Source organism: Mycobacterium sp. NPDC049093 (assembly GCF_040704635.1).
Taxonomy (GTDB): domain Bacteria; phylum Actinomycetota; class Actinomycetes; order Mycobacteriales; family Mycobacteriaceae; genus Mycobacterium.
In genome coordinates, this window is sequence record NZ_JBEZJS010000002.1 from 168,074 (window position 1) to 193,965 (window position 25,892).

Sequence of the window (25,892 nt, forward strand, 5' to 3'; positions counted from 1 at the left end):
ATGTCCGCATCGGACACCGAGATCGCCACGCTGGCCGCCGACCTACCCGACGGCGCGGTACTCACCGACCCGGCCGTGATCGAGGGGTATCGCCGCGACGCCGCTCTCGATCCCGAGGCCGGGGTGCCGCGAGCCGTGGTGCGGGCCACCAGCACCGAGGACGTGCAGGCTGTACTGCGGTGGGCGAGCGCACACCGTGTCGCCGTGGTGGCCCGAGGCGCGGGTTCCGGGCTCGCCGGCGGCGCAAACGGCGTCGACGGCGGCATCATCCTCAGCACCGAACGGATGCGGCAGATCCACATCGACGCCGCGAACCGCACCGCAGTGGTGCAACCCGGCCTGCTGAACTCCGAGGTGAAGAAGGCCGCGGCCGAGTACGGCCTGTGGTACCCGCCCGACCCCGGCTCTGTCGAGATCTCCTCGATCGGGGGGAACGCAGCGACCAATGCCGGTGGACTGTGCTGCGTGAAGTACGGGGTCACCAGCGATTACGTACTGGGCATGCAGGTGGTGCTGGCCGACGGCACCGCCGTCCGGTTGGGCGGCCCGCGCTTGAAGGACGTCGCCGGGTTGTCGCTCACCAAGTTGTTCGTCGGCTCCGAAGGAATTCTCGGGGTGATCACCGAGCTCACACTTCGGCTGATCCCAGCGCAGCCTCCGGCGTCGACGGTGGTCGCGGTGTTCGCCTCGGTGGAGGACGCCGCCGACGCCGTCGTGGCGATCACGGCCAAAGTTCGGCCCGCCATGTTGGAGCTGATGGACCACGCCGCCATCAATGCGGTCGAGGACTACCGCCGCATGGGCCTGGACCGTTCGGCGCAGGCACTGCTGCTGGTGCAGTCGGATGCACCGGGCGCGGCGGCCGAGGAGATCGCTCACATCGTCGAGGCCTGCGAGAAGTCCGGGGCCACCGAGGTTTACGCGACCGACGATGCCGAGGAAGGCGCTGCCTTGACAGCGGCCCGGCGGCTGGTGGGCCTGGCCCTGATGCAGCTGGGCACGTTCTATCTCGAGGACGTGACGGTGCCGATCCCCGACCTGCCGGCGTTGGTGGCCGGTATCAAACACATCGCCGAGGATTGCGACGTGCTGATCTGCGTCGTCGCTCATGCCGGCGACGGAAACACCCACCCGGTGGTGGTGTTCGACGCCGACGATCCGGATATGAGCGAGCGCGCCCGTCAGGCGTTCGCCCGGGTGATGGAACTGGCCATCGCCATTGGCGGCACCATCACCGGCGAGCACGGTATCGGCCGACTCAAAAGGGATTGGCTGCCACTGCAACTCGGCGATGACGTGATCGAGCTGACCCGACGCATCAAAGATGCCCTCGACCCGCTCGGCATCCTCAATCCTGGTGCGGTACTGCGCTAGACGGGATGGGGCTGACTCGCCGCCGAAGGTTTCGAGCTGCAGTCAACACCGTCTAGGAGCTATTGCGGTACAGATGGTCGGTCATGAGTTGTGCCATGGCATGGCGTTGCGGTTCGGTCGGTAGTGGGACGTCTGTCACCATCTGTCCGACCATCAGTCCGACGGGCGCGGCCCAGAGAAGATCGGCAATGGCCGCCGCGTGGGGTGAGTGTGGGCCGATGAGTTGGGCTATCCGTTCGAGGCCTGGTTGGAGATTGGCGAGTTGTTCGATGGCCAGGGCGGATCGCAACGATCGGGTGGCGATGAGTATTTCCATCGCGGTCATGCTGGCCGGATTGAGGAAGGTTTCCCACGCGGCGTCGGCGAGTGCCGCCATCCGTTTGTCGGTCTCGGTTATTCCTTCGACTTTGTCGGCGAGATCGTTGATGGAAGTGACGAGTGTGGCGATGGCATGTTCGATGACGGCGGTGAGTAGGCCGTCTCGATCTCCGAAGTGATACTGGACGACCCCGGTGCTGACACCGGCACGTTCGATGATGTGCCGGGTGCTGGCTGCAGCGAATCCCTCTTCGCGGATGCAGCGAATGGTCTCCTCGATGACCAGTTCTCGCGTGCGGTCGGCACGTTCCTGGCTGCGGTGGCGTGACTGTCTTGGTGTTGTGCGGTTCGTGGGATCAGTGGTCATCTGTCTGGTCCCCGTATGCCCACCCCTTGGACGTAACGGGGCCGGTGCGCGGCGGTGCGCTTTCCTGTCTGGGCAGATTGCTGAGCTGTGGTCGTGGCCGAACCGCAGTAGGTGTGATGTCCAGGAACCGCACGTGACGATCCTATGCGGGTACCGCGAACGGAGGCGAATGCATTCATTCGGGGCGTCTCAGTGTTGTCGTGGGTCGAGCATGAGGTCGATCCAGGTTTCTGCGGGACGAAGTGCGGAATCGGCCGAAGCGAAAACGCCGATGTTGCCGTTGGGGTCTTGGAACAAGCCGTTGGCCGAATCGTAGCTGGCGACCTGAGGCCCGGCAGGCTCACTGTCGGTGCGCCCGACGGGTACGGGTGCCTCGGAGGGAGCCGATCTACTCGGCGTGACCGGGGCGCTTTCTTGAGGCTCGGGAGACTTCTGCCCGTAGGGCGGCAACTGCTGATCCGGCGGCGCGTAGTAGGGCAGCGGCGGTGGGGGCGGTCCGGGGGTGACCGGGGGCACCGGCAGCGGGTACGGAGCGTATTCGGCGGGTCCCGGCCCGGGCGGCACGCCCGGCGGCAGTTGTGTCACCGGGGGGCCGGGGTCGTAGTCAGCACCAGGCGGAAGGTAGGGATATTTGTTGTACGGGAGCATGTTTCGAGGGTCGGTAAGGAGTGCGGCTTCGGGTACGGCGGGCCCGCGCCAGGCTTGGTTGCCAATCGGTTTGTAGCCTGCGGGATCGCGGCACAGCGCAACGGTGGGCGCCCGTTTTCCGGGGACTTCTTGGCATGGATAGTTACGGGCGCCGCGCACGACCGATGACGAATTCTGCGGGACCTTGCAGTACATGTCGGTCGGCAGGTCGCGCAAGGTCTGATCACCTGGGGATCGGATCTGTGGCGGCGGGATGAAGCCGACGTTGCACGGAGGCGGGTCGCCCAGTCCGAGCTTGAAGTCGACTTTCACGCCCTCGTCGGCGGGCAGTTGTTGGGCGGCGCTGATGAGAACAGCCGTCACCGCGGGCAGAACGACCAGGGTTTGCTCGATCGACTTGTGATAGATCACGCCGATACGGCCGAAATTTGCGAGGTTGGCCGCCAACATCGGGAACGAGGGCCGAATCCCGTTGAAGGCCTGGGTCGCCGCGTCAGCAGCTGCCGGCGCTGTCTGCAGCAAGGTGCGCAGTTGCGGGTCGGCGTTGCGCAGTTCGGTGGTGAAGCGGGCAAGTCCGTCGGCCAGTGAGGTGATGTTGTCACCACTGCGGATCTGGGAGTCCAGGAACGGGCCGAGTCGGTCGATCAGCGTGGTGGTGTCCTCGCCATGGGTGTCGAGTTGATCGAGCAGGGCCTTGGTCGAGTTGATCAGCCGCGCCAATTCCGGACCAGAGCCGTCGAACGCGGTGGCGGTCTCGCGCAGCACGTCTTTGAGCTTGCTTTGGTCCAGGGAGTTGACGAGTCCTTGTGCCTCGCGCAACAGGCCGGCGATGTCACCGCTGAGCGCGGTGTGGGACCGGTCGATCACCGACCCGTTGCCCAGTGCAGGACCGGGGTTGCCGTGGAGTGCGGGTACGAGGTCGACGTATTGTTCGCCGATCGCCGAGACGCTTTTGGCGGTGGCCGTGACGTCGGCGGGGATGGCGATGCCGGAGTCCAGACGCATGTGGACGTCGACACTGAGATTATCGGTGAGTGTCACCGCGGTGACCCGACCGACCGTCGAACCGCGGTAGGTGACGTTGGCGTTGGGATAGAGCCCGCCGCTGGCGGCGAAGTTCGCGGTGACGGTGTAGCGGCCGATACCCAACGCCTCGGGGATGCGCAGGTAGAAGACGGCTACCGCACCCATCGCTGTAACTGTGACGACGGCGAAGGTGATCAGTTGCCATCGGATGAGTCGGGTGAGCATCAGCGCGGCCTAGTAGGCGTGGGGGCCGGCGCTGGAGGGATGGCAAAGGGGTCGGCCGCCTCTCCAGACAGGTTTGCCTGTTCGCCGATCAGGAAGTCCGGTGTGGTGAGTATTTCGCTGAGATGCTTCATGTTTGGATCCAGCGGCGAGGTGGTGAACACGTTCTCACCGAAGCGGCGCTGAGTCAGATCCAAGGTGGCGATGGCGTTGAGGTAGTCCCCCCGAACGGCTTGTTTGATACCGGACTGCGGGAACGGGTAGGTCGCGATGATGGGCAAGGCGTCGATGAGTTCCTGGGCATGGTCGGTCAGCGGTTTGAGTACGGCGTAGGCGGCCGTGACATCGGCGGTGATGTCGGTCTTGGTTTGGGCCAGGATCTGTGCGGCGATCTCGCTGAAACGGCGCAGCGCGGCGAAGGTGTCGACGATTCGGCTGCCGTTGGCGTTGAGGGTCCGGGTCGCCTCGGGTAGCGCCGCCAGAGCCGCGGTGATGGTGGTGTCGTTGCGGGCAAACTTTGACGACACTTGGTTGATGGACTCCATGGCAGCAACAATGTCGCCGCTTTGCCGGTCGACGGCTGTGGTTAGGTCGGCCAATTGGGAAAGCAAGTTGCCGAACTGCCCGGTGTGCCCCGCCACCGCGGAGTAAATCTCATCGGTGATGTCTTGTAGTGCACCAAGATTGCCCTTGTTGACCACTACACCCAGGGTGGAGAGCACTACTTCGGTGCTGGGATAGCGACCGGCCCGTTCCAAGGGAATCGATGCACCGTCACTGAGCATCCCGTCGGGCGGCTCGGTCGATGGGGCGGCGAGTGCGACGTGTTGGGAGCCCAGCAACGAGGTCTGTCCAAGGGTCACGGTCGCGTTGGCCGGCAGATGTAAGCCCGAGTTCAGCGACAGTTGCAGCGCGGCGTAGAACGTGCCGTCGGGGCGTTGCTTGACTTGCTGGCCGGACACGCTGCCGACGGTGACGTCATCGACGAGGACCGGCGAGTTTTGCGGCAGCGTCGACACATCGGGCAGTTCGACGGTGATAGTGAACGATCCGGCCCCGTGGCCCATGGTGCCCGGCATGTCCAATGAGTTGAGCCCGCCGAACTGGCACCCGCTGGCCACTGCGAGGGTCAGCCCGAGCGCGGCGAGTCGGCGTAACGGCCGGCACAGTGACGTGACGGAGTTCATCGGCCCGGTCCCGACGCCGGGGTGGGACCGGCAGGTGGTTGGGGTGAGTCTGGAGGCAACAGCAGGCCCGCGAGATCAGTTGTCGGCGGGGTCGATCCGGGCAGGGGCTCCCACTGCAGCTGCGACACCGGGGTTTGGGCCTTGGCCTCGGTCGCCGGGGTGTCGTAAACCATCTGGCCCTTGTAGGCGGTAATGGTGTTGATCGGGTGAAACAGCACAGGCGGGAAGTTCATCATCATCCTTCTGATGACCGGCGCCATGCGTTGGCGGCAGATCTCGGTGCGTTTGTAGTAGTCGGGAGTGGCTGCCGCGTCGAAGACCCCAGCGCACAGGAATTGCACGGGGTTGGCGAAATTGGGCAGGGACAGGATTGCGCCGATCGAGCCCTGGGCGGGGTTGTAGATGTTGTAGAAGTTCGCCAAACCGTTGGGTGCCACGTGCAGCACCTGTTCGATGTCTTCGCTGTGTTCTGTCAGTAGTGAGGTGAAGTCGTTCAGTTTGGCGACTTGGCCGGCGATGGTGCCGCTGTTGTCATGAAGGAAGCTCTTGACCTGTGCCAACGCGGTGTTGAGGGTGTCCAGTGAGATAGCGAGGTCGGAGGAGCTGTCGGCGAACACCTGTGACAGAGCAGCGATGTGGCCGGTGAATTGGACGATCTGTTCGTTGCTGTTCGAAAGTGCGTCGACCAGAGTGCGCAGATTCTTGACGGTGCCGGCAATGTCGAAGCGGGAGTCGCCGAGGCGTCCGGCGGTTTGGGACAGTTCGCGGATAGCAGCGCGGAAAGATGGACCGTTGCCGTTGAATGTGTCGGCGGCCTGGTTGATTGCTTCACTGAGCGGCCCTTGCAGGGCGCCGTCCTGTGGACCCAGCTGGGCGGCCAATTGGGTGAGTTCGTCTTTGACTTCGTCCCATTCGACCGGGACGGCGGTGCGCTCGGCGGGGATCGTAGTGTAGTCAGTGAGTTTTGGGCCGGTGGTGTAGATCGGTCCGAGCTCGATTGTGCGGGCCGAGAGCAGGTTCGGTGCCACAATGATCGCCGACGCATCTGCGGGTACTGGAGCATCGCGGCGAACGGTGAAGGTGATCGTGGTGTGTTCGGGTCCGGGTTCGATGCGGGTAACCGATCCTACTGGGACGCCGAGGATTTCGACGTTGTCACCCGGGTAGAGGCCCACTGCCGAGGCGAAGTAGGCGGTGACCGTGAGCGGCGAGGGGCTCGGCCATCCGGTCACTAGTCCTCCGGCTAGCACACCGAGCAGAGCGACGAGCAGCCCGATGCGCGGGTAGCGGCGGCGCAATGTTGCATTGAAGTGGGTCATGGCGATTTCGGCCTGACGATGGCGCGGTCGGTGATGAAGCCGCGCAGGAGGTCGGCCAGACTGTCGGGGAGTTTGCCGGGCTGAAAGTAGGAGTCGAGCAAGACCCCGCCCAGTGTGGGTGGTGGCACACCGAAGACGTTCGCTTGGAAGCCTGGTCCGGATCCGACGACCTCGCCCAGTGCGGTGGAGTAGGCCGGCAGCCGAGTCAGGGCTGCTGAGATGTGTTCGCGGCGGTCGTTGAGGTTGTCCAGGACCAGGTTCAGCTTGGTCAAGACCGGACCGAGCTGCTCTTTGTTGTCGTTGACGAATCCCGACAGTTGGTTGGCAAGGTCTTTGATGCCCGAGATGAGTTGGTCGATCGCGTGGCGGCGGTCGGCCAGTTCGGCGAACAAGACGTTGCCGTCGGTGATCAGCTGGTTGATCTGCCCCGAGCGGGCGGCAACGACCTCCGACAATGATTTTGCGTGGCGAAGCAGTTGTTGCACCTTGTCGTCTCGATTGTTGACGCTGCGCGAAAGGGCCGTGATGCCGTCGAGAGCCGCGCGCACCTGTGGGGTGGCGTCGCGCATGGCAGCAGTCAACGTTTCCAGGGCTTCGACGAACCGGGGTTGGTCGAGTTCTCCGACGTTGTGCCCCAGATCTTGCAGCGCGTTGTTGAGGGTGTAGGGAGTGGTGGTGCGCGCCAACGGGATGGAGGTGACCGATCCGGCGCCACGGGGGCTGACCTCGATGGAGCGTTGGCCGAGCACTGTGTCGGTCTTGATGGCGACCAGGGATTGATCGCCCACGCGGATCTTGCGGTCGATGGTAAACCCGACTTTCGCGGCCTGGTTGACGATGTCGAGTTCCACGGAGTCGACTTGGCCGACGGTGTAGCCGTAGATCTGCACCGAATTCCCGGAGACGATGCCGCCGGCGTGGGCGAAGTACGCGGTGTAGTGCTGGCCTCTAGGCCAGAACGGCAGCTTGGTGTAACCGAACGACACCAGCACCAGACAGGTGATGACAGCGATGCCAAAGATTCCGGTGCGCAACGGGTCTCGGCCATCAGTTCTACTTGGCAAAGTCGCACCTCCCGTTGTTCGATGCCGGTGGTTTCACTGCGGGCAAGAGGATGTCGCTGCCGGCCGGGCCGTTGATCTTGATCTTGACCGAGCAGAAGTAGATGTTGAAGAACGAGCCATAGGCACCCAGGGCGCTCAGGCGCAGATAGTCCTCGGCGAGGGGCTCCACGGTGGCGTTGACGTCTCGTTTGCGGTCATCGAGCGCTGTTGCCAGCGGGCCTGCCGCCTCGATGGCGGCCTGGAATGGGCGCCGGGTTGTGGCGAGTACTTCGGTGAGGTCTTGTTGGGCGGCGGCCAGTGGCGGCAGCGCGTTGACGATCGGGTCGCGTCCGTGGCTCAGCGTGGTAATCAGCTGCTGGAGTTGGTCGACACTGGTGTTCAGGTCGGCGCTCTTCTGGTCGGCGGCCACGAGCACGGTGGTGAGGTTGTCGATGGTCTGGTCGATGAGTTGATTGCGATTGGCGATGGTCTGGGTGAAGTCAGCGGTATTGGCCAGCACGGTGGACAGCGCAGCGCCTTTGCCTTGGAGCAGTTCGATCACGGCGTTGCTGACTTCGTTCAGTTTGACTCCGTCGAGGCCCTTGAGCACCGGTCGCAGACCGCCGAGTAGGGCGTCGAGGTCGAGGGCGGGTTGGGTGTTGCCGCGGGCGATGGTGGCACCGGGCGACATCTTCTGCAGATCGCCAGGGCCTGCAAGGATTTCCAGGTATCGATCGCCGGTCAGATTCTGGTAGCGGATCGCCGCGCGAGTCGAGGTGTACAGCTGTTGGCGCTTGTCGACGGTGAAAGTGACGTTGGCATGGTCGCCCTCAATGGCAATCTTTTTCACCGTCCCGACCGCGATGCCGGCGATGCGGACGTCCTGCCCGGTCTTCAGCCGTGACACAGAAGTGAACTCGGCGTGGTAGGTGTTGTTGGATCCGAACCGGAACTGGCCGAAGGTGATCACCAGTGCGGCCAGCACCAGCAGCATCACGCTGGTAAACACTCCGACCTTCACCGCCGTTGCATGTGGGGTCATCAGTAGTGGTTCCCTTCGGCGTAGGCGCCGTTGAACAGGAACTGCAGCGTGGAGGGTGCGTCGAACTGCAGCTCGGTATTCGGCTGATAGGGGACGTATGCGTTGTCAGTGACCAAAAACGGTGGCCGATACCAGGATCCGGCGCCTTGCTTGGTGGGAAGGTCGGGTAGTCCGCGGCAATTGGGACCGCCGGAAGCATTGACCAGCGGTAGACTCTCCGGGTAGGTGTAGGCCGCTGAGCCGGGGATGAAGCCGGCGTTGACGAACAGGGCTGGCTGTATTCCGCCAATATAGGGGCCGAACTTTTTGTAGGCACTCGCCAAAGATGTGATAAGGCAGCCATATTCGGGCGAGTAGTCGCTGGCTACGCCCAGTGGCGCGCGCAGTCGTTGGATCGCTGCGATCAGATCGGCTTCAGCCGGCCCGAGGGTGTCCGTGCCGGAGGTCGCAAGGCCAGTGGCCGCGAGCATGGTGGCACTGAGGTCATCACTTTCATCAGCGATGGTGTGGCTGATGGTCGGAATGTTGCCGAGGGTGGAGACCAAGTCGTCGGCCGCAGAGTGATAGATATTGCCGACGGTGCTGAGTTTCTGCAGATCGGTTTGCAGGGTCGGAAGATGCGGATTAACCGTGCCCAGGTAGCCGTCGAGAGTGACCAGAGCGTCGCCCAGGCTCTCTCCATTACCGCGCAACCCATCTGCCAGTGCCGTCATCGTGGTGTTCAGCTGGACCGGGTCAATCTTGTCCAGGGTGTCGACGAGCGACTGGAACAGCGTATTGACCTCGACGCTGACATCGGATGCCTGCAGGTGGGCGTTCGGTGCGAGTCGATTCGCGGCTGGCTGAGCGGGCGCCAGCAGCTCCACAGACTTCGCGCCAAAGATGGTGCTACTCGCGATCCGCGCGGTCACGTTGGCCGGGATCTTGGCCAACTCACCGGCACGGATGGCAAGGATCAGCTGCGCCGACGCGCCGTCATAGGAAATCTGGGACACCCGGCCGACCTGCACACCGAGGAACTTCACCTTGGCGTCGCGATCCATCACCAGACCGGCCCGTTGCGAAGTCAAGGTCACAGCGGCAGTGCGCGTGAATGCCCCCTGATACCCCAGGTAGCTGACACACGCCGCGCCCACCATGCCGAACACCAAGATGGCCGCAGCAGCAAGAACTTTCCCGCGTCGGCCCACCCGAACGACCACTGCTCCACCCCTCATCCAACGATTCCCCGCCGGTCGGCCGCACATCCGCATCTCACCCCTCGCGGCGCGCCGACGACTTCTCCCAAGTCCACCTAAAACCTACCGCATGTTATAACATATCGACTGATATAATTTTGGAGTCGGCTCCACCGATGACGCCCAGCTCGATACGGAGGCCCGTGCTGATGACGGAGACGATCAAGCAGAACGGCCCGGGACAGGCGCCATCACGGCCCGCGTTCTCCTCACTGCAGAAGGCACTCTTTGGAGTCCTCGCCTTCTTCTTCGCGATACACCCCGTGTTCTGGTATCTCGAGTTCCATGCCGGGGTCTCGCACGCGGTCGCATCGACCACGATGGTGCTCGTGGTCATCGGCTGCTTCGCGGTCGCGCTGACACTGCCCTGGATCCCTTTCGCCGACCAGCGCACTCGAACCCGCGCCGAACGACTGGGCGCCATGGTGATCGTGTGGGTGTTCATCGCGCTCATACCGCGCTTCATCTGGGAGCTGCCTTGGCTGTTGTTCTTCGACCAGATCAGGCAAGGCGTCGAGAGCGGGTCCCTATGGACCTACATGTGGTCACCCATCCTGCTCGGCGGCGACGCCCGCTACCTCAACGGCGACCCGCTCATCGTCTGCATGGAGTGGATCGCCCTGTTCGTCGGAATCTTCGAGGCCTACGCGCTTTTCCAATTCTTCCGAAACGGCAAGAAATTCACCAGCATTCAGTTGGCACTCATCATGGCGGGCATGATTGTCGAAGTGACGCTGCCTGCTGTCTACTTTGGTGTCGAGATCGCTAACAACCTCGCGAGCATGTCGTCCCCGATGGAGATGTGGGTAAAGTTCGTCCTCATCAACGTGCTCTGGTGCACCATGCCACTGGTTACATACTTCTGGGGCGTGCGCAGATTGACCCGCGGCGACCTGCGCGTGCGGTTCTGATCGCGCACAAGTACCGAAGGCCGTGGCGGCGACTATGACGGTGAACGAGTTGCGTGGCGTCCAATTGCCTTGGCTATTACAGGTATTGGCTAACTGCGGACAGCTCAAGGCGCTGTATGCAAGGCGGGCCGCGTCGACACCGCGTGCGGACCGGTCGGCCCCTGACCTCACCGCGGCTTCGGAGCAGCCAACTCGGCCAGCGCGGACAGGAACAACTCATCCATTCTGGGGCTCAGCTCGGACAGCGTCGCGGCGCCGGCGTGACTGGCCGGGCCGAAGACGCGGTCGAGTGCGTCGGCGTCACGGTCGGTGCCGATCGACAGGCACAGGCACGCCACCCCATCCGCGCGCAACTCTTCGAGGGCCTTGGCGGCGTCGGCCTGGGCATATCGTCCCTCGTAGCCGTCGTCGTACGCGTACCCGTCGGAGAGTACGAGCAGCAGCCGGTGTGGTGTTCCCGCTTGGCTTCTGAGGATCTCGCCGGCACCGCGAATTCCGGCTCCGAGGCGGGTATAGCCGAAGGGCTGCAGCTGGCTGAGCCGGGTCCGTTCGCGAGCGCCAAAGCGTTGCCCGAAGGTCTTTACGGCGAGCAGGTGCACCGCGCGGCGGCCCTGTGAACGAAAGCCGTAGACAGCGACGCGATCACCGAGTTCCTCGAGCGTCACGGCAAGCGTCGCTGCCGCGCGGCGTTGATGCTCATGGACGGCGAGGCCTTCGCCGTCGGCGTCGGTCGCCGATCCCGATGCGTCGACGAGGATGAGCACACCAAGATTGCGGGCGAGTCGGCGGCGCTCGGTGTACACATGCTCGGGCGGTGAATGGCCACAGCGCAGATCGACGAACAGGTCGATCATGGCCTCGATGTCCACGTCGTCGCCGTCGGCGCGGGCGCGTAACACTTTGGGCCCGAGTCCGACTCGTGCCAGCCTGCGTCGCAGTACCGCGTCACGCGCCACCCGAGCGGTTGAGACCTCTGCCGCGGCGGTGATCGGATAATCGATCACACGGCACCAGTTCTCCCGATACCGGTCGCCGAAGACGTTCCATTCCGGATACAGGGCGCCACCGACCGTGAGGGCCGCGCCTGGCCGGTCGGCACCGGTGAAGCGGATCGGCGTCGGTGCCGGCCGCGCGTTCACCCCGGCGCGCGATGTCCGTCGTATCGAGCCGACCCCTACCTCGCCCCCGGCGCTCTCGCCTCCGGATGAGCGGGAGCTGCCGAAGAGCGTGCGCAAGAACCTCGCGGGCGCCTGCATACCGGTGGGAGCCTCGAAAAGTTTGAGGATCCAACTCTTCTCGGCCGGTCCGTCGTCGTCATCGTCCTCATCCATGTCTGACGCGTCGGTGTAGTCGACGTTCAGCCGGACATCGGCAGCGGTTGCCGGTGAATCAGATACACCGCGGGTGCGGATCAGTTTGTTCGGCTTGATCGTTCCGAACCAATCCGGCGGTGCGTCGAGTTCGGCTCGGCCCAAAGCGATCTGCAGCGATTCCTCGCAACTGGTCGACTGTGCCGGCGGGGCGGGGGCGACCGATGCCGCCAGGGCCATCCGCGGGCCGTGTTCGGCCAGGACACGATGGCCTTCGAGCCCCAGATAGCGGCGCGCAACCGACGGCCGCGCCCGCAGTCGCCTGACGTACCGGCTGTCGAGGCTTCCGGCGCCGAGGAGCGCGCTCTGAACCAGCACCTCGCGACGCTGCCGGTCCTGGTCGGCGTTCGCCGAAACGAAGATCATCTGCCCGTCGGTATGTGCGGGCTCGTCCACGCGCGCGACGGCTACCTCGACCGGCCGCCCGGCGAGGAAACCGGCCAGAAACCGGAAGTGATGCGGTTCCGGGAGGCCGGTGCTCACTGCGGTGGCAGGACTGCGTCGACCAGTTCTCCGAGGCTCCGGATGATGTCGGGATCGTCGGACAGCACCTCGACCACCGCGGACTGGACAGCGTCGCGCAGGTTGAGTCCTTCGGCGACGAGACCGCCGGCGAGAATCAGCATGCGAGTCGAGGCCACCTCGCTCAGCGCCGAGCCGTCGAGACGCCGGATGGCGGCGCCGAGGGCGACCAGCGACGCAGCGGTGGATGAGTCGATTCCAGCCTCGACGGCGACGATCTCGGTCTCGATCTCGGCCGTCGGGAAGTCGAGGCTGATCGCGACGAAGCGTTGCCGGGTCGAGTCTTTGAGGCTCTTCAGGATGCTCTGGTAACCGGGGTTGTAGGAGATCACCAGTTGAAAGCCGGGCGCCGCGGACAAGGTGGTGCCCAGCCTGTCGATCGGCAACTCACGCCGATGGTCGGCGAGCGGATGGATGACCACCGTCGTGTCCTGACGCGCCTCCACGATCTCGTCGAGATAGCAGATGGCGCCGTCGCGCACCGCTCTGGTCAACGGGCCGTCCACCCAGAGGGTTTCGCCGCCCTTCAGCAGGAAGCGGCCCACCAGATCGGCAGATGTCATGTCCTCGTGGCCGGCGACGGTGATGAGCTCGCGACCGAGTTCGTGAGCCATCGCCTCGACGAAACGGGTCTTGCCACACCCGGTGGGGCCTTTGAGGAGCACCGGCGCCCCGCGGCGGGAGGCTGCCCGGAAGGTCTCCACCTCCCGGCCCGCGGCACGATAGAACGGCGGCTGTATTCCTGCTGTGGCGATCGGCTGAAACTTACTGACCGTCATCGCTTTTCGGGCCTTTGGATCGGCACCACGGGCGGGATGCTCACCCCATCCGGCAGCACCAGTTCGCCTTCGTGGTTGACATACCCCGAGTGCTTGGTCGGCAGCGGCAGATCAGGATTCGGACACGGCCGGTCAGTTCCCTCGCCGCAGATCCCGGGATTGAAATACGAGCGCTTCTGGACATCTTCGGGCCACGCATCTCCGTGCATGCCCAGCCAGGTCGCGGGAACGTTGTAAAAGAGAAAGAAGCATGCGCTGACACCGCCGAAGATGGCCAGGAAGCGGACGGACTGTTGTTTCACGAACCCGCCGCGGACTCGGTCGATCCCCCGTTCCACCACGGTGCGGCCGCGGTCATCGGTGAAGAAGCGCAGGCAGACCAGCGCCGTCTGGACACCACCCCACATCAGCCCCTCGTAGATCGGCCACTGGTAGTAGGTGCCGGCGTTGAACGACAAGGACTGGATGGCGCCGGGGTAGGAGTAGAACCCGATCGGCAACATGATCAGGGCTTCCATGACGAAGTCGAAGGCAATGGCGATCGCATAGGTGACCAACACCAGCCGGAGATTGCTGATCCCAGGCCAACGGTTCTTGATCTTTCGCATGATCGCGCAGCCGACGATGGTGAGCAGCAAGACACCGTACGCATAGCCGGGGATATTGGTCAGCAGCGGTTCGGGCACTGTGTGGCCCGGTTCCTCGTGCGCCACCCACCCCGGAATGTACGGCGCCCACGACCCCTGGTTGAACAGCCAGGCGTTGTACGTGCACCAGGTGCTGTAGTAGTTGAGCATCGGATCCTGGAACATCATCAGACCCATCGACACGAGCAACATGCCGTCGAGCGTGATGCGCCGCTCGCGCATCCAAGGCCGAATAATGAAGAACCACAAGGCAAACGGCAGACCCACCCAGAGGACCACAGCGTTGACCATCAGCGGGATCTTCATATACATCGGTGGCTCACTCGGGCCACCCGATACCGGCTCGAAATAGGGGCCGGTCACCCACCGGGTGAACACATACAACGTCACCAGTAGAAACACGCCACCGACGGTCGCCCAGATTCGGTACGCATTCGACGATGGCGGACCTTGCTTCTCGAGTTCGGCGACGCCGCCGATCGATTCGGTGACAGCAGGCTTCTTGGACAGATCACTCATGTTCGGTTTCCCCTTGGCGATCGTGGAGACAGCCGGTGGTGTGAGGCCGGCCAACGGATGCAAATATACTCATGGGTATCTGAGATTCCAATAGGTCACTCAGATTCTGTGGCAGAATTCTGCCATGGCGGAGCGCTGGACCCGAGAACGCAGACTGGAGCACACGCGCTCAGTACTGCTCGACGCCGCCGAAGAAGTATTTGCCGAAAAAGGTTTCGCGCCAGCGACACTGGATGACATCGCGCGAGCCGCCGGTTACACCAAGGGCGCCATCTACAAGCACTTCACGACCAAGGAAGACCTGTTCCTGGCCGTCAGTGACCGCTATTGGCGGCGCTACTTCGACAATTTCGCCGAGGTGATGTCGAGCGCGAAACAGGTCGGCACGCGTGAACGCGACGAGATCGCCAAGCGCTGGCGGCAATTGAGTCAAGACCGCGGCGCCGAGCACGCCGCCTTGGGGCATGAGTTCACGCTCTATCTCCGGCGAAACCCGGAGTCACGGGACCGCGTCGCCGCCAAGCGTTCGGAGGTTGTCGACGCGCTGGCAAAGTTCATCGTCAACGGCATCGAGCAGTTCGGCGGCACCCTGCTGATCCCGCCGAAGACGTTCGCCCAAGTTCTCATCGCCACCAGCGACTCGGTGGTCCTGGGCAGCGAACTCGACGATGTCGACCTCTACCGGCCGATGGTCGAGATGTACGTATCGGCCATCAAGCTGCCCTGACGCCCGCCCTGATCGCGCGCCAAGTCAGAAGACCCGAACCTGCCCCTCGAGCACCGGAACCGTCTCGGGCAGCTTGTAGGTCTCGATGCCGTTGCGGAACATGATGGCCTCGCGGGCGTGCTCGGGCAGGTGCTTGACCAGCCAGCGGGGGTCATCGAAGGTCCAGTGCGGGTAATCGCTGGAGAACAGCAGAATCTTCTCGCACTCCATCCACTCGAACGCCCGCGACAGTTCGGTCTTGTCCTCGGGATAATCCAGCGGCTGGGTGGTGAACTTGATGTGGTCTTTGACGTATTCGCTCGGTTTGCGCTTGATGTCCATCCAGCCCTTGCGCTTCTCGTAGATGGCATCCATCCGCCACATCAAGGGCAGGATCCAGGTGAACGCATGCTCGACAAACACCACCCGCAGCGTCGGGAACCGGTCGAAAACCCCGTCGAAGATCAGACTCATCACCTGGTTGGCCGCCAGCAGTGAGTACGTGACCATGAAGTCGTGGTTGTAGCTGGGCAATCCGACCGGCGGGAGCGGGAGTTCGTCGTACTCGCCACGGGACAGGTGGCAGCTCACCGTGATGTCGTGCTTGGTCGCCGCGGCCCAGATCGGGTCGTACTTCGGGTCTCCCCACGACGGACGCGGCTCGGCCTTGATCAGGATCTGCGCCATGTAGGGATGACCGGCCCACCGCTCGATCTCCTGCGCCCCCAACTCCGGTGCTTCGACCGCCAGGCAGATGGATCCGCGCCAGCGCTCATGCCAGTTGTTGTGACTGTCGAGCCAGTGATTGGCCTGCCAGTCGTTCAGCGCACAGTTCATCACATGGTTGGCCTCGGGAATGTGGGCCGAGTATGCCGCGGGTTCCAGCACGGCGATGTCCGCTCCGGCCTCCATGATCAGCTGCCGGAACGCGAGATCGGGGTCGCTGCCGGCGAATTCGCCGTCGGACGGGAAGGAATCGGTCCGCATCGCATACGCGTGCGCGTAGTCGGGAGCGTCGTAGTAGATGAGGTCGCCGACGTCGTGGGTGTTGAAGTATCTGGACCGCCACGGCTCGGGGATGTACTGACCGAGCTCGCCCCGTCGGGGCACGGGATGCACGTCGGAATCGACGCATCGCACCGCGATGCGCTCGGCGGCAGGAATCCTGGGCGACGTAGTGGTGGTCATCGTCATTCCCTCTCGATCACCGGGTGGCCGCGACGGCGATGGACTTGGTCTCGAGGTACCCGTCGAGCCCTTCACGGCCGAGTTCGCGGCCGTAGCCGCTGTCCTTGATACCGCCGAACGGTGCGAACGGATCCATCGTGTACCCCTGGTTTACCCCGAAAGTCCCGGTTTGTACACGCTCGGCGATCCCGATTCCCCGGTCTGGATCGGCCGTCCACACCGAGCCGGCCAGGCCGTAATCGGAGTCGTTGGCAATCGCGACGGCCTCGTCCTCGTCGCGGTATCCGATCACGGTGAGGACGGGACCGAAGATCTCTTCGCGGGCGATGCGCATCGCGTTGTCAGCGCCGGCGAACAGGGTGGGCCGGACGTACCAGCCGGTGTCCACACCGTCGGGCAGATCGGTGCCGCCGCAGACCAGCCGGGCGCCCTCGCGCCGGCCGGTGTCGATGTAGTCGCGCACGCGTTGTTGTTGGCGTCGGGACACGAGTGGCCCGAGCTCGGTGGAGGGATCGGCGGGATCGCCCACGACGAGTGCGTTCATCCGGTCGGCGAGGGCGTCGACGAATTCGTTTTCCCGAGAGGCCGGGACGACGATGCGGGTCAGCGCGTTGCAGATCTGGCCACTGTTGGACAGGCTGGCCGAGCGCACCCCGGCTGCGACCGTGGCCGGGTCGGCGTCATCGAGGATGACGGCCGCCGACTTTCCACCGAGCTCGAGGCTGACCTTGGTCAGGTGGGCCGCGGCGGCTGCTGCGACGGCCCGGCCTGCGGCGCTGGAGCCGGTGAACGAGACCTTGTCGACGCCAGGATGGCCGACCAGACGGGCACCGACGGCGGCATCCCCCTGGACGACGGAGACGACGCCTTCGGGCAGGCCGATCTCTTTGAGCATGTCGCTTAGAAGCACTGCATCCAACGGGGATTCGGGTGCGGGTTTGAGTACCACGGCGCACCCGGCCAGCAGCGCCGGCACCAGTTTGGTGACGATCAGGAATTGCGGCATGTTCCAGGGCACGATGGCGGCGACGACGCCCACCGGCTGCTTCTGGATACGTATGTCCGATCCGAAGAAACCGGTGCGGGTCTCCTGCCAGGGGTAGGTCTCGGCGAGGTCGCTGAACGCGGACATCATCATCGTCGGCAGTCCGACCTGCGCCCGTTGGGCGAAAGTGATCGGCGCACCCATCTCGGCCGAGATCAGTTGGGCCATTTCACCGCGTCGCCCGGCGTAGGCCTCGGCGAGGCGCCGCACCGCCGCGATGCGCTCCGCCGGGTCGAGGCGTGGCCACGGCCCGTGGTCGATGGCTGCACGAGCGGCCGCGACGGCGGCGTCCACCTCGGCCGGCCCGGCCGCCGCCACCCGGGCGATGGGTTGCTCGGTGTGCGGCGAGATCACCTCCACGGTGTCGGCAGGGTCGCCGTCGAGCGACCAGTCGGCCTCGATTCCCAGGTACTCCCCAAGATGCTGATCCATCCAGACCCTCCCGCCTCAGTCGAATTCAGAGTATCAACTACTTGTCATTGATGAAACCGCCGTCTACCGTCGAGCCTGAAGCCCCTGGCCGGCATCGCAGCCCCATGGCGGCATCATCGGTCGAACCACATCTCTTTAGGAGCGAGCATGGCTCGGTTTCCCAAGCCGGCTGAAGGCAGCTGGACTCAGCACTACCCGGAGCTGGGCACCGGCCCGGTGTCCTACGAAGACTCGATCAGCCCGGAGATCTATGAGCTGGAGCGCAAGGCGATCTTCAAACGCGCCTGGCTGAATGTCGGTCGCGTCGAACAGCTTTCACGCAAGGGCAGCTATTTCACCCGGGAGATGAAGGCCGCCAACACCTCGATCATCGTGGTGCGCGGCAAGTCCGGCGAGGTCAAGGCCTTCCACAACGTCTGCCGCCACCGGGGGAACAAACTGGTGTGGGACGACATGCCGTTGGAGGAGACCAGCGGGGTCTGCCGGCAGTTCACCTGCAAGTACCACGCCTGGCGCTACGACCTGGACGGCGAACTCACCTTCGTCCAGCAGGAGGCCGAGTTCTTCGACCTGGACAAGAGCCGCTACGGCCTGGTCCCCGTGCACTGCGAGGTATGGGAAGGGTTCATCTTCGTCAACTTCGCGAAGGTCCCCGAACAGTCGCTGCGCGAGTTCCTGGGCCCCATGATCACCGATCTGGAGGGCTACCCGTTCGACAAGATGACTTCACGATTCACCTATCGCTCTGAGGTGAAGGCGAATTGGAAGCTGTACATGGACGCCTTCCAGGAGTTCTACCACGCCCCCATCCTGCACGCGAACCAATCCCCGACCGCCTACTCGAAGGCCGCCGCGGAGTCCGGTTTCGAGGCACCGCACTACCGGATCGAAGGGCCGCACCGGCTGGTGAGCACGTCCGGTGTCCGGGCGTGGGAGATGCCCGACGAGATGCGCAAGCCGATGGAAGACATCTGCCAGAGCGGCCTTTTCGGCCCGTGGGAGAAGCCGGATCTCGGCGAGATGCCGGCCGGGCTGAACCCCGCCAAGTGCGATCCGTGGGGGCTGGACTCCTTCCAGCTGTTCCCCAATTTTGTCGTGCTGTTCTGGGGCCAGGGCTGGTATCTGACGTACCACTACTGGCCGACGTCGTTCAACACGCACACCTTCGAGTGCACGCTGTACTTCCCGCAGCCGCGCACGCCGCGGGAGCGGTTGGGCCAGGAGTTGGCCGCCGTCTCGTTCAAGGAGTACGGACTGCAGGACGCCAACACCCTGGAGGCGACGCAGAGCTCCATCGAGACCCGGGTGGTCGACGAGTTCCTGCTCTGCGATCAGGAGATTCTGCTACGTCACCTGCACAAGGAGACCGCGGCCTGGATCGACGACTACCAGCGCAAGACCGCAGGAGTGTGAACCGATGAGCACCCAACTACCCGCTGAATTCGCTGACCTGGAACAGTTTTCAGACTGGTGCCTGCCCAGTGAACCGCAGCGCTACGCCAAGCGGCTGGCTTCCACCATGACCGAGATGCAGGCCTTCTACGACGCGATCACGCCGCGGGCCGAGGAAGCGATCAGCTTCTGCGACAAGTTCAGCCTCGACGATTTACCCGAGGACGTGCTCAACCTGATGCACCTGCTGTACTCGATGATCACGGTGTCGTTCCCGGTGGAGTGCTGGAAGCAGCCTCGGGTACCTGATTCCGGTGCGACATCGTTGGACTGCGTCGCTGAGCCCGTGCCGTGACCCAAACCGAAGCCTCGACGACGATTCTGCGCGCCGCCCGTTGGGTGGACGTGGCCGACGGCCAGGTCCGGTCTCCCGCGGTCGTAGTGATCGAGGGCAACCGCATCAAGGACATCAACCCCGAAGGGCCACTGCCGGATTCGGCCACCGTCATCGATCTGGGCGATACCACTCTGCTGCCCGGGCTGATGGACATGGAGCTCAACCTGCTGATCGGCGGTCCGGGCAATCCCGGCGGCCTGCCGACCCCGATGCACGGCGTGCAGGACGATCCGGCGTACCGGACGCTGCGCGGCGCGGTCAACGCCCGCACCACGCTGGACGCCGGGTTCACCACTGTCCGCAACCTGGGCCTGATGGTCAAGACCGGCGGCTACCTGCTCGACGTCGCACTGCAGCGCGCCATCGACCAGGGCTGGCATCAAGGGCCCCGCATCTATCCGGCCGGCCACGCCGTCACCCCCTACGGCGGACATCTCGACCCCACGGTCTTCCAGCGGCTGGCACCGGGCATCATGCCGCTGTCGGTCGCCGAGGGCATCGCCAACGGGGTGCCCGACGTCATCGCGTGCGTGCGCTACCAGATCCGCCACGGCGCCAAGCTGATCAAGGTTTCGGCCTCCGGTGGCGTGATGTCCCACAGCACCGCACCCGGCGCCCAGCAGTATTCCGATGCCGAGTTCGCCGCGATCGCCGACGAGGCCCACCGCGCAGGCGTCAAGGTCGCTGCCCACGCGGTCGGGGACACCGCGATCCAGGCCTGCATCCGCGCCGGCATCGACTGCATCGAACACGGATTCCTGGCCAGCGACGAGACGATCCAGATGATGGTCGACCACGGCACGTTCCTGGTTTCCACCACCTATCTCACCGACGCGATGGCCATCGACCGCATCGCGCCCGAGCTGCGTAAGAAGGCCCTCGACGTCTTCCCACGGGCAAAGGCCATGCTGCCCAAGGCCATCGCGGCAGGCGTGCGTGTCGCCTGCGGCACCGATGCCCCGGCGATCCCGCACGGCGAGAACGCCAAGGAACTGGTTGCCCTCGTCGAACGCGGCATGACCCCGATGCAGGCGTTGCAGGCAGCGACGCTGGTGGCCGCAGAGTTGGTCGATGCCGCCGACGAGCTGGGCCGGCTGGCACCCGGGTACCTGGCCGACGTCGTCGCCGTTGCGGGCGATCCCAGCGTGGACATCGCGACGACGCTGGATGTCCGGTTCGTGATGAAGGACGGCACAATCTACAAACACGAGGTGCGCTAGCGTCGAACGTGACGGGCACGGCAGGAGACGAGAGCATGGACCTCACCGAGAACACCTTGTGGTGGCTCAAGCAGGCGTTCTACTTCTCGCTCACCGAGGTAAACGAGTCGGTCAAGGACCACGGGGTCACCACGGCCCAGATCGGTGTCCTACGCCAGCTGACCAACCAGCCGGGCCTGTCCGGCGCCGAGTTGGCGCGTCGCCTGCTGATCACCCCGCAGGGCGTGCAACTGGCGCTCATCGCGCTGGAGAAGCGGGGCCTGGTCGAGCGCAAACAGGATCCCCAGCACGGACGCATCCTGCAGGTCTTCCTCACCGACGAGGGGCGCGCGGTGGCCTCGGCGGTGGTCGCCGACGCAGTCGCCGCCCATGAGCGGGTGTTCGGCGTGCTCACTGACGAGGAGCAGGAGCACCTGAAGGCACTCCTGCGTCGGGTGATCGAACAGGGCACGGGCCACACCCCGCACTCCGATCACATCGACCCATGACGTCTCCCGCTGGGGGCGGCGAGGCCTAGTTGCGGCGTCGGCGGCCGATGCTCAGCATCCAGTCGGGAAACGCCAACCCGTGGATGATCCGCTGCGTCCGGAAGTACTGGCGCGGAAGCGATGCCGTGTTGTAGGGCAGGTCGTACTTGTCGCACAGTTGCCGTACGCGAACGCTGACCTCGGGAAGGCGGTTGCTCGGCAGGTCGGGGAACAGGTGATGCTCGATCTGATAGCACAGGTGACCGCCTGAGAACGCCAGCAGCCGGCTCGCGTTGAAGTTTGCGGTCCCGACCATCTGCCGCAGATACCACTCGCCTTTGGTCTCGTCGGTCACCACCGCAGGGTCGAACGTCTCGGCGCCGTCGGGGATGTGCCCGCAGATGATGTTCACGTACACCCACAGGTTCCGGACCACATTCGCGGTGATGTTGGCTGCCAGGGTCCGGCGCCACCGGCGCAGGCTCAGGGCGGGCAGGACCACATAATCCTTGCTCAGCTGGCGGGCGATCTTGCCGAAGAACTTCCGCTTCTCCACGGCCAGACCGTCTGCCGTCTCGTGGCGCAGACGCTCGGAGTGCAGGCCGTGCAGGGCAATGCCCCACTCGAACATCGCGGCCAGCACCAGGTTTCGCACCGGGGTCGCCAAGTGGACCCAGCGCCACGGCTGGTCGGTGGTGACCCGATGCAGGCGGTAGCCGATGTCCTCGTCCATCCCGAGCACGTTGCTGTACACGTGGTGCCGGTAGTTGTGCGAGTACCGCCACTGCGCGGAATGTCCGACCATGTCCCACTCCCAGGTGTTGGAGTGGATCTCGGGATCGTTCATCCAGTCCCACTGGCCGTGGGAGATGTTGTGGCCGAGTTCCATGTTCTCGATGGACTTCGCATATGCCAGTGCGCACGTGCCCACCAACCATCCGGTCTTCGACCGGGTGCCGGCGATCGTCAGTCGCGCCGCGACGTCGAGCGCGCGGTGGAAATGGATCACCCGCCGGATGTAGGCCGCGTCCTGCGCCCCGAGGGACTCCTCGACGTCTCGGCGGATGACGTCGAGTTCATAGGCGATCTCTTCGACATCCTCACTGCTGAGATGCAGGTAGGCGGGAACATCGGCGATCGCCATCAAGGTGTCCTCGGGGTGGTGCGGCAGGTAGAGCGGCACAATCACCGCGAGCGTCGGACCGCAGCCTAGAGCCTCAGACTTACCGACGGGTAATCGAGCGCGCCCACCAGGCAAAATGGCGGCGCAGACGTGCGGCCCGCGCGTATCGACCGGAGTCGGCCATGCCGCCATACCGACGTTGATATCTACCACTTGAGATTAATGACAAGTACTTGATATTGTTGGCCGCGATGGAGACATCGACTACGACACCCCGCATGGAATCCGCCGACGTGATCGACGCCGACGGGTTCACCCCCGTGCCGATCAAGCAGGTGATCAGGGAGACCTCCGACGCGGTGTCCCTGGTTCTCGACATACCCGAGCCGAACCGAGATCAGTTCCGTTATGAGGCAGGGCAATTCGTTACCATCCGGGCGAGAATCGATGGGGCCGAACACCGTCGGTGCTACTCGATGTCGTCGTCGCCGGCCGTCGATCCCGATCTGCGGATCACCGTCAAGCGTGATCGCAACGGCCTGGTCTCCAACTGGGTCAACGACACCGTGGGCATCGGCGATGAACTGCACATCGCACCACCCGAGGGCCGCTTTGTCCTCACCTCAAGCGAACGCAACGTCGTCACCTTCGCCGGCGGCAGCGGCATCACCCCCGTGTTCTCGTTGGTGCAGTCGGCGCTGGCCGCCACCACCCGCAGGACTCGACTGTTCTACGCCAACCGCAATCTCGACTCGGTGATCTTCCGGGAGGCGTTGGCCGCCCTCGTCGACAGCCACAGCGAGCGCGTTGAGGTGCACCATCATCTCGACGATCTGGACGGCGTCGTCTCGCCGCAACACATCGCTGACTTCATCGCCGACGACAGCCAGACTGAAACCGATTACTACGTCTGCGGACCCGCCCCGTTCATGGACACCGTCGAACGCGTCCTGCTCGACTTCGGAATCCCCAGGCAGCAGGTGCATCTGGAGCGGTTCAGCGTCGCCGCGATCCCACCGCCCGACCTGACCGAACCCGTGGTCACCGAAGAGGTGACCATCGAACTCGGCCGCAGCACGATCACCGCGCCGTACCGAGCGGGCAACACCCTGCTGCAGACGGCGCGCCTGGCCGGCCTGAAGGCGCCGTCCTCCTGCGAAACCGGTTCGTGTGGAACATGTATGGCTCAGGTGGTCGAGGGCAGCGCGCGCATGCTCAACAACGATGCCCTCGACGACGACGAGATTGCCGAGGGGTGGGTGGTGACGTGCCAGGCGCTGCCCACCAGCCGCCGAGTGAGAGTGGTCTATGAGTAAAGCAAGTATGAGCAGGGTCGCCGTGGTGACGGGCGGGGCGTCAGGAATGGGTGAGTCGACGTGCCACGAGTTGGGACGACGCGGCCACAAGGTCGCTGTGCTCGACGTCAATGCCGATGCCGCCCAACGCGTCACCGACGACCTGCGGTCGGCCGGCGCCACCGCCTTCGCGGTCGGCGCCGACATCACCGACCGGGCCGCGGTGGAAGAGGCCTTCGGCAAGGTGCGCAGCGAGCTCGGGCCGGTCGGCGTCCTGGTGACGAGCGCGGGCATGTTCGGGTACGCCTCGTTCGCCGACATCACCGAACAGTCCTGGGCCCAGATGATCGACGTGAATCTGAGCGGGACGTTCCGCTGCTGCCAGGTGGCCCTGCCGGACATGGTCGAGTCGGGGTGGGGTCGTATCGTGATGATCTCCTCGTCGAGCGCGCAGCGCGGCACCCCGTTCGCAGCCCACTACGCCGCCTCCAAAGGCGCTCTCTTGACCCTGACGAAATCGCTGGCGCGCGAATACGCCGCGCACGGCATCACGGTCAACAACATCCCACCATCGGGTATCGAGACCCCGATGCAGCACCAGTCGCAAGCCGCGGGCTACCTGCCGCCCAATGAGACGATCGCCGCCAACATCCCGCTCGGCCGGCTCGGCACCGGTGCGGATATCGCTGCCGCCGTGGGGTTCCTGTGCTCCGAGGAGGCCGGTTTCATCACCGGCCAAACCCTCGGGGTGAACGGCGGCGCCGTGATGTAACGGCTCCCGAGCCGTCCGAGCAGTCCCAAAACGCACTAGTCACACGGAGGTTCACATGGCAACCAAGTGGCCCAAGCCGGCTGAGGGCTCCTGGACCGAACACTATCCCGATCTGGGTACGGGTCCGATCCCGTTCCGGGACTCCATCTCCGAAGAGTTTTATGCCCTGGAGCGGGAGGCCATCTTCAAGCGGGCCTGGCTCAACATCAGCCGGGTCGAGGAGACGCCCGAGGTCGGCAGTTTCATCACCCGGCAGATCGAGGCCGCCGAAGCGTCGCTGCTTCTGGTGAGAGACCACGACGGCGGTATCCGCGCCTTCCACAATCTGTGCCGCAGGCGCGGGCACACGCTGGTGCCCCCGGACTTCCGCGCCACCGAATTACGCAGTACCGGAGCTGAGTTCGAATGCCGACACTGCGGCTGGCGTTACGGCCTGGACGGAAGGCTGGTATCGCTGCCCGACGCCGACCGCTTCACCGACCTGAACCCTGATGACTACGGCCTGGTCCCCGTTCACTGCGACGTCTGGGCTGGTTTCGTGTTCGTCAACTTCGACCGCGAGCCACGCCAGACCCTGCGCGAGTTCCTCGGCCCCATGGTCACCGCACTCGACGACTACCCGTTCGGGAGACTCACCGAGCGCTACGACTGGGTGGCGCACAACAACAGCAACTGGAAGATCTTCGCCGACGCCTTCCAGGAGTACTACCACGTGCCGTCGCTGCACACCCAGCAGGTGCCGCCCGAGGTTCGGGATCCCAACGCCGGCTTCACCTGTGGACACTTCCAGCTCGACGGCCCACACCGGCTGGTCTCGACGGCCGGCACCCGGCGCTGGCTGCTGGCACCCGAGTACATGTACCCGATCGAACGCGCCACCCAGAGCGGACTGGTGGGACCCTGGCGAACCCCGGACATCGGTGAGCTCCCGGCGGGGCTCAACCCCGGCAACATCGAACCGTGGGGCATCAGCAACTTCCAGATCTTCCCCAACCTGGAGATCCTGGTCTACGGCGGCTGGTACCTGCTGTATCGCTACTGGCCGACCTCGCACAACACCCACCGTTTCGAGGCGTTCACCTACTTCCACCCGGCCCGCACGGTGCGGGAGCGGGTCGAGCACGAGGTGGCCGCCGTGGTGCTCAAGGAGTTCGCCCTGCAGGACGCCGGCATGCTCGGCGGCACCCAGGCCGCGCTCGAATACGACGTCATCGACGAGTACCCGCTCAACGATCAGGAGATCCTGGTGCGGCACCTGCACAAGATGGCGGTCGACTGGGTCGAGGACTATCAGCGCGACCGCACGGCGGCGGGAGCATGAGC

At 64.6% G+C, this 25,892-nt stretch carries 23 protein-coding genes; 10 read left to right on the forward strand and 13 right to left on the reverse strand.

What is annotated here, in order from left to right; all coding sequences use genetic code 11:
- Positions 1 to 1,374, forward strand: a complete 1,374-nt coding sequence (locus AB0876_RS06350) for an FAD-binding oxidoreductase (protein ID WP_526041514.1) — start codon at positions 1 to 3, stop codon at positions 1,372 to 1,374.
- Between the two features lie 52 nt (positions 1,375 to 1,426).
- Here the strand turns inward: AB0876_RS06350 and AB0876_RS06355 are convergent, their stop codons facing one another.
- The 7 genes from AB0876_RS06355 to AB0876_RS06385 form a co-directional block, all read right to left on the reverse strand.
- On the reverse strand, positions 1,427 to 2,059 hold the full coding sequence (locus tag AB0876_RS06355) for a TetR/AcrR family transcriptional regulator (RefSeq protein WP_301123682.1): 633 nt from the start codon (positions 2,057 to 2,059) through the stop codon (positions 1,427 to 1,429).
- 189 nt (positions 2,060 to 2,248) lie between these two features.
- Positions 2,249 to 3,958, reverse strand: a complete 1,710-nt coding sequence (locus AB0876_RS06360; protein ID WP_448401116.1) for an MCE family protein — start codon at positions 3,956 to 3,958, stop codon at positions 2,249 to 2,251.
- On the reverse strand, positions 3,958 to 5,142 hold the full coding sequence (locus tag AB0876_RS06365; protein WP_301123680.1) for an MCE family protein: 1,185 nt from the start codon (positions 5,140 to 5,142) through the stop codon (positions 3,958 to 3,960). Before AB0876_RS06365 ends, AB0876_RS06360 begins: the two co-directional genes overlap by 1 nt.
- Positions 5,139 to 6,461, reverse strand: a complete 1,323-nt coding sequence (locus tag AB0876_RS06370) for an MCE family protein (RefSeq protein ID WP_301123679.1) — start codon at positions 6,459 to 6,461, stop codon at positions 5,139 to 5,141. Before AB0876_RS06370 ends, AB0876_RS06365 begins: the two co-directional genes overlap by 4 nt.
- Complete coding sequence (locus tag AB0876_RS06375; RefSeq protein WP_448401112.1) at positions 6,458 to 7,525, reverse strand: MCE family protein; 1,068 nt, start codon at positions 7,523 to 7,525, stop codon at positions 6,458 to 6,460. The genes AB0876_RS06370 and AB0876_RS06375 overlap by 4 nt, the downstream gene beginning before the upstream one ends.
- Positions 7,515 to 8,546: an MCE family protein gene (locus AB0876_RS06380; RefSeq protein ID WP_448401110.1), complete on the reverse strand. Its 1,032-nt coding sequence runs from the start codon at positions 8,544 to 8,546 to the stop codon at positions 7,515 to 7,517. Before AB0876_RS06380 ends, AB0876_RS06375 begins: the two co-directional genes overlap by 11 nt.
- Positions 8,546 to 9,748, reverse strand: a complete 1,203-nt coding sequence (locus AB0876_RS06385; RefSeq protein WP_448401109.1) for an MCE family protein — start codon at positions 9,746 to 9,748, stop codon at positions 8,546 to 8,548. The genes AB0876_RS06380 and AB0876_RS06385 overlap by 1 nt, the downstream gene beginning before the upstream one ends.
- Positions 9,749 to 9,933: 185 nt before the next feature.
- Between AB0876_RS06385 and AB0876_RS06390 the strand changes: the two genes are divergently transcribed.
- Entirely contained in the window at positions 9,934 to 10,695 is a 762-nt protein-coding gene (locus AB0876_RS06390) for a hypothetical protein (RefSeq protein ID WP_448401345.1), read from the forward strand.
- A 167-nt stretch (positions 10,696 to 10,862) separates the two neighbouring features.
- Here AB0876_RS06390 and AB0876_RS06395 read toward each other — a convergent pair whose 3' ends face one another.
- From AB0876_RS06395 to AB0876_RS06405, 3 genes are read right to left on the reverse strand one after another with little or no spacing between them, the layout of a single operon-like run.
- Complete coding sequence (locus AB0876_RS06395) at positions 10,863 to 12,548, reverse strand: nitric oxide reductase activation protein NorD (RefSeq protein WP_526041515.1); 1,686 nt, start codon at positions 12,546 to 12,548, stop codon at positions 10,863 to 10,865.
- A complete protein-coding gene (locus AB0876_RS06400) occupies positions 12,545 to 13,366 on the reverse strand; it encodes an AAA family ATPase (protein WP_526041516.1) in 822 nt (273 codons plus the stop codon). Before AB0876_RS06400 ends, AB0876_RS06395 begins: the two co-directional genes overlap by 4 nt.
- Positions 13,363 to 14,532 carry a spirocyclase AveC family protein gene (locus tag AB0876_RS06405; RefSeq protein ID WP_526041517.1) on the reverse strand — a complete coding sequence of 390 codons (1,170 nt, stop codon included), beginning with the start codon at positions 14,530 to 14,532 and terminating at the stop codon, positions 13,363 to 13,365. The genes AB0876_RS06400 and AB0876_RS06405 overlap by 4 nt, the downstream gene beginning before the upstream one ends.
- 124 nt (positions 14,533 to 14,656) lie before the next feature.
- Here AB0876_RS06405 and AB0876_RS06410 point away from each other — a divergent pair, with 124 nt between their 5' ends.
- Positions 14,657 to 15,259 carry a TetR/AcrR family transcriptional regulator gene (locus tag AB0876_RS06410; protein ID WP_064882068.1) on the forward strand — a complete coding sequence of 201 codons (603 nt, stop codon included), beginning with the start codon at positions 14,657 to 14,659 and terminating at the stop codon, positions 15,257 to 15,259.
- A gap of 24 nt (positions 15,260 to 15,283) precedes the next feature.
- Here the strand turns inward: AB0876_RS06410 and AB0876_RS06415 are convergent, their stop codons facing one another.
- Together AB0876_RS06415 and AB0876_RS06420 are read right to left on the reverse strand one after the other, a co-directional pair.
- The gene (locus AB0876_RS06415) at positions 15,284 to 16,426 is read right to left on the reverse strand and encodes an amidohydrolase family protein (protein ID WP_055121034.1); all 1,143 of its coding nucleotides are present in this window, start codon (positions 16,424 to 16,426) and stop codon (positions 15,284 to 15,286) included.
- Between the two features lie 16 nt (positions 16,427 to 16,442).
- Positions 16,443 to 17,903, reverse strand: coding sequence for an aldehyde dehydrogenase (locus AB0876_RS06420; protein ID WP_526041518.1), 1,461 nt, complete (start codon positions 17,901 to 17,903; stop codon positions 16,443 to 16,445).
- 147 nt (positions 17,904 to 18,050) lie between these two features.
- Between AB0876_RS06420 and AB0876_RS06425 the strand changes: the two genes are divergently transcribed.
- From AB0876_RS06425 to AB0876_RS06440, 4 genes are read left to right on the forward strand one after another with little or no spacing between them, the layout of a single operon-like run.
- Positions 18,051 to 19,316, forward strand: a complete 1,266-nt coding sequence (locus AB0876_RS06425; protein WP_526041519.1) for an aromatic ring-hydroxylating oxygenase subunit alpha — start codon at positions 18,051 to 18,053, stop codon at positions 19,314 to 19,316.
- Positions 19,317 to 19,320: 4 nt separating this feature from the next.
- Entirely contained in the window at positions 19,321 to 19,650 is a 330-nt protein-coding gene (locus AB0876_RS06430) for a hypothetical protein (protein ID WP_491841982.1), read from the forward strand.
- Positions 19,647 to 20,912: a metal-dependent hydrolase family protein gene (locus AB0876_RS06435; protein WP_526041520.1), complete on the forward strand. Its 1,266-nt coding sequence runs from the start codon at positions 19,647 to 19,649 to the stop codon at positions 20,910 to 20,912. The genes AB0876_RS06430 and AB0876_RS06435 overlap by 4 nt, the downstream gene beginning before the upstream one ends.
- 35 nt (positions 20,913 to 20,947) lie before the next feature.
- The gene (locus AB0876_RS06440; protein ID WP_526041916.1) at positions 20,948 to 21,400 is read left to right on the forward strand and encodes a MarR family winged helix-turn-helix transcriptional regulator; all 453 of its coding nucleotides are present in this window, start codon (positions 20,948 to 20,950) and stop codon (positions 21,398 to 21,400) included.
- Between the two features lie 25 nt (positions 21,401 to 21,425).
- On the opposite strand, the gene AB0876_RS06445 is transcribed toward AB0876_RS06440, so the two are convergent.
- The gene (locus AB0876_RS06445; RefSeq protein WP_526041917.1) at positions 21,426 to 22,523 is read right to left on the reverse strand and encodes a fatty acid desaturase family protein; all 1,098 of its coding nucleotides are present in this window, start codon (positions 22,521 to 22,523) and stop codon (positions 21,426 to 21,428) included.
- Between the two features lie 230 nt (positions 22,524 to 22,753).
- Here AB0876_RS06445 and AB0876_RS06450 point away from each other — a divergent pair, with 230 nt between their 5' ends.
- From AB0876_RS06450 to AB0876_RS06460, 3 genes are read left to right on the forward strand one after another with little or no spacing between them, the layout of a single operon-like run.
- On the forward strand, positions 22,754 to 23,818 hold the full coding sequence (locus AB0876_RS06450; RefSeq protein ID WP_526041521.1) for a 2Fe-2S iron-sulfur cluster-binding protein: 1,065 nt from the start codon (positions 22,754 to 22,756) through the stop codon (positions 23,816 to 23,818).
- 7 nt (positions 23,819 to 23,825) lie between these two features.
- Positions 23,826 to 24,569, forward strand: coding sequence for an SDR family NAD(P)-dependent oxidoreductase (locus AB0876_RS06455; RefSeq protein ID WP_526041522.1), 744 nt, complete (start codon positions 23,826 to 23,828; stop codon positions 24,567 to 24,569).
- Between the two features lie 55 nt (positions 24,570 to 24,624).
- Complete coding sequence (locus AB0876_RS06460) at positions 24,625 to 25,890, forward strand: aromatic ring-hydroxylating oxygenase subunit alpha (protein ID WP_526041523.1); 1,266 nt, start codon at positions 24,625 to 24,627, stop codon at positions 25,888 to 25,890.
- Positions 25,891 to 25,892 lie beyond the last annotated feature (2 nt).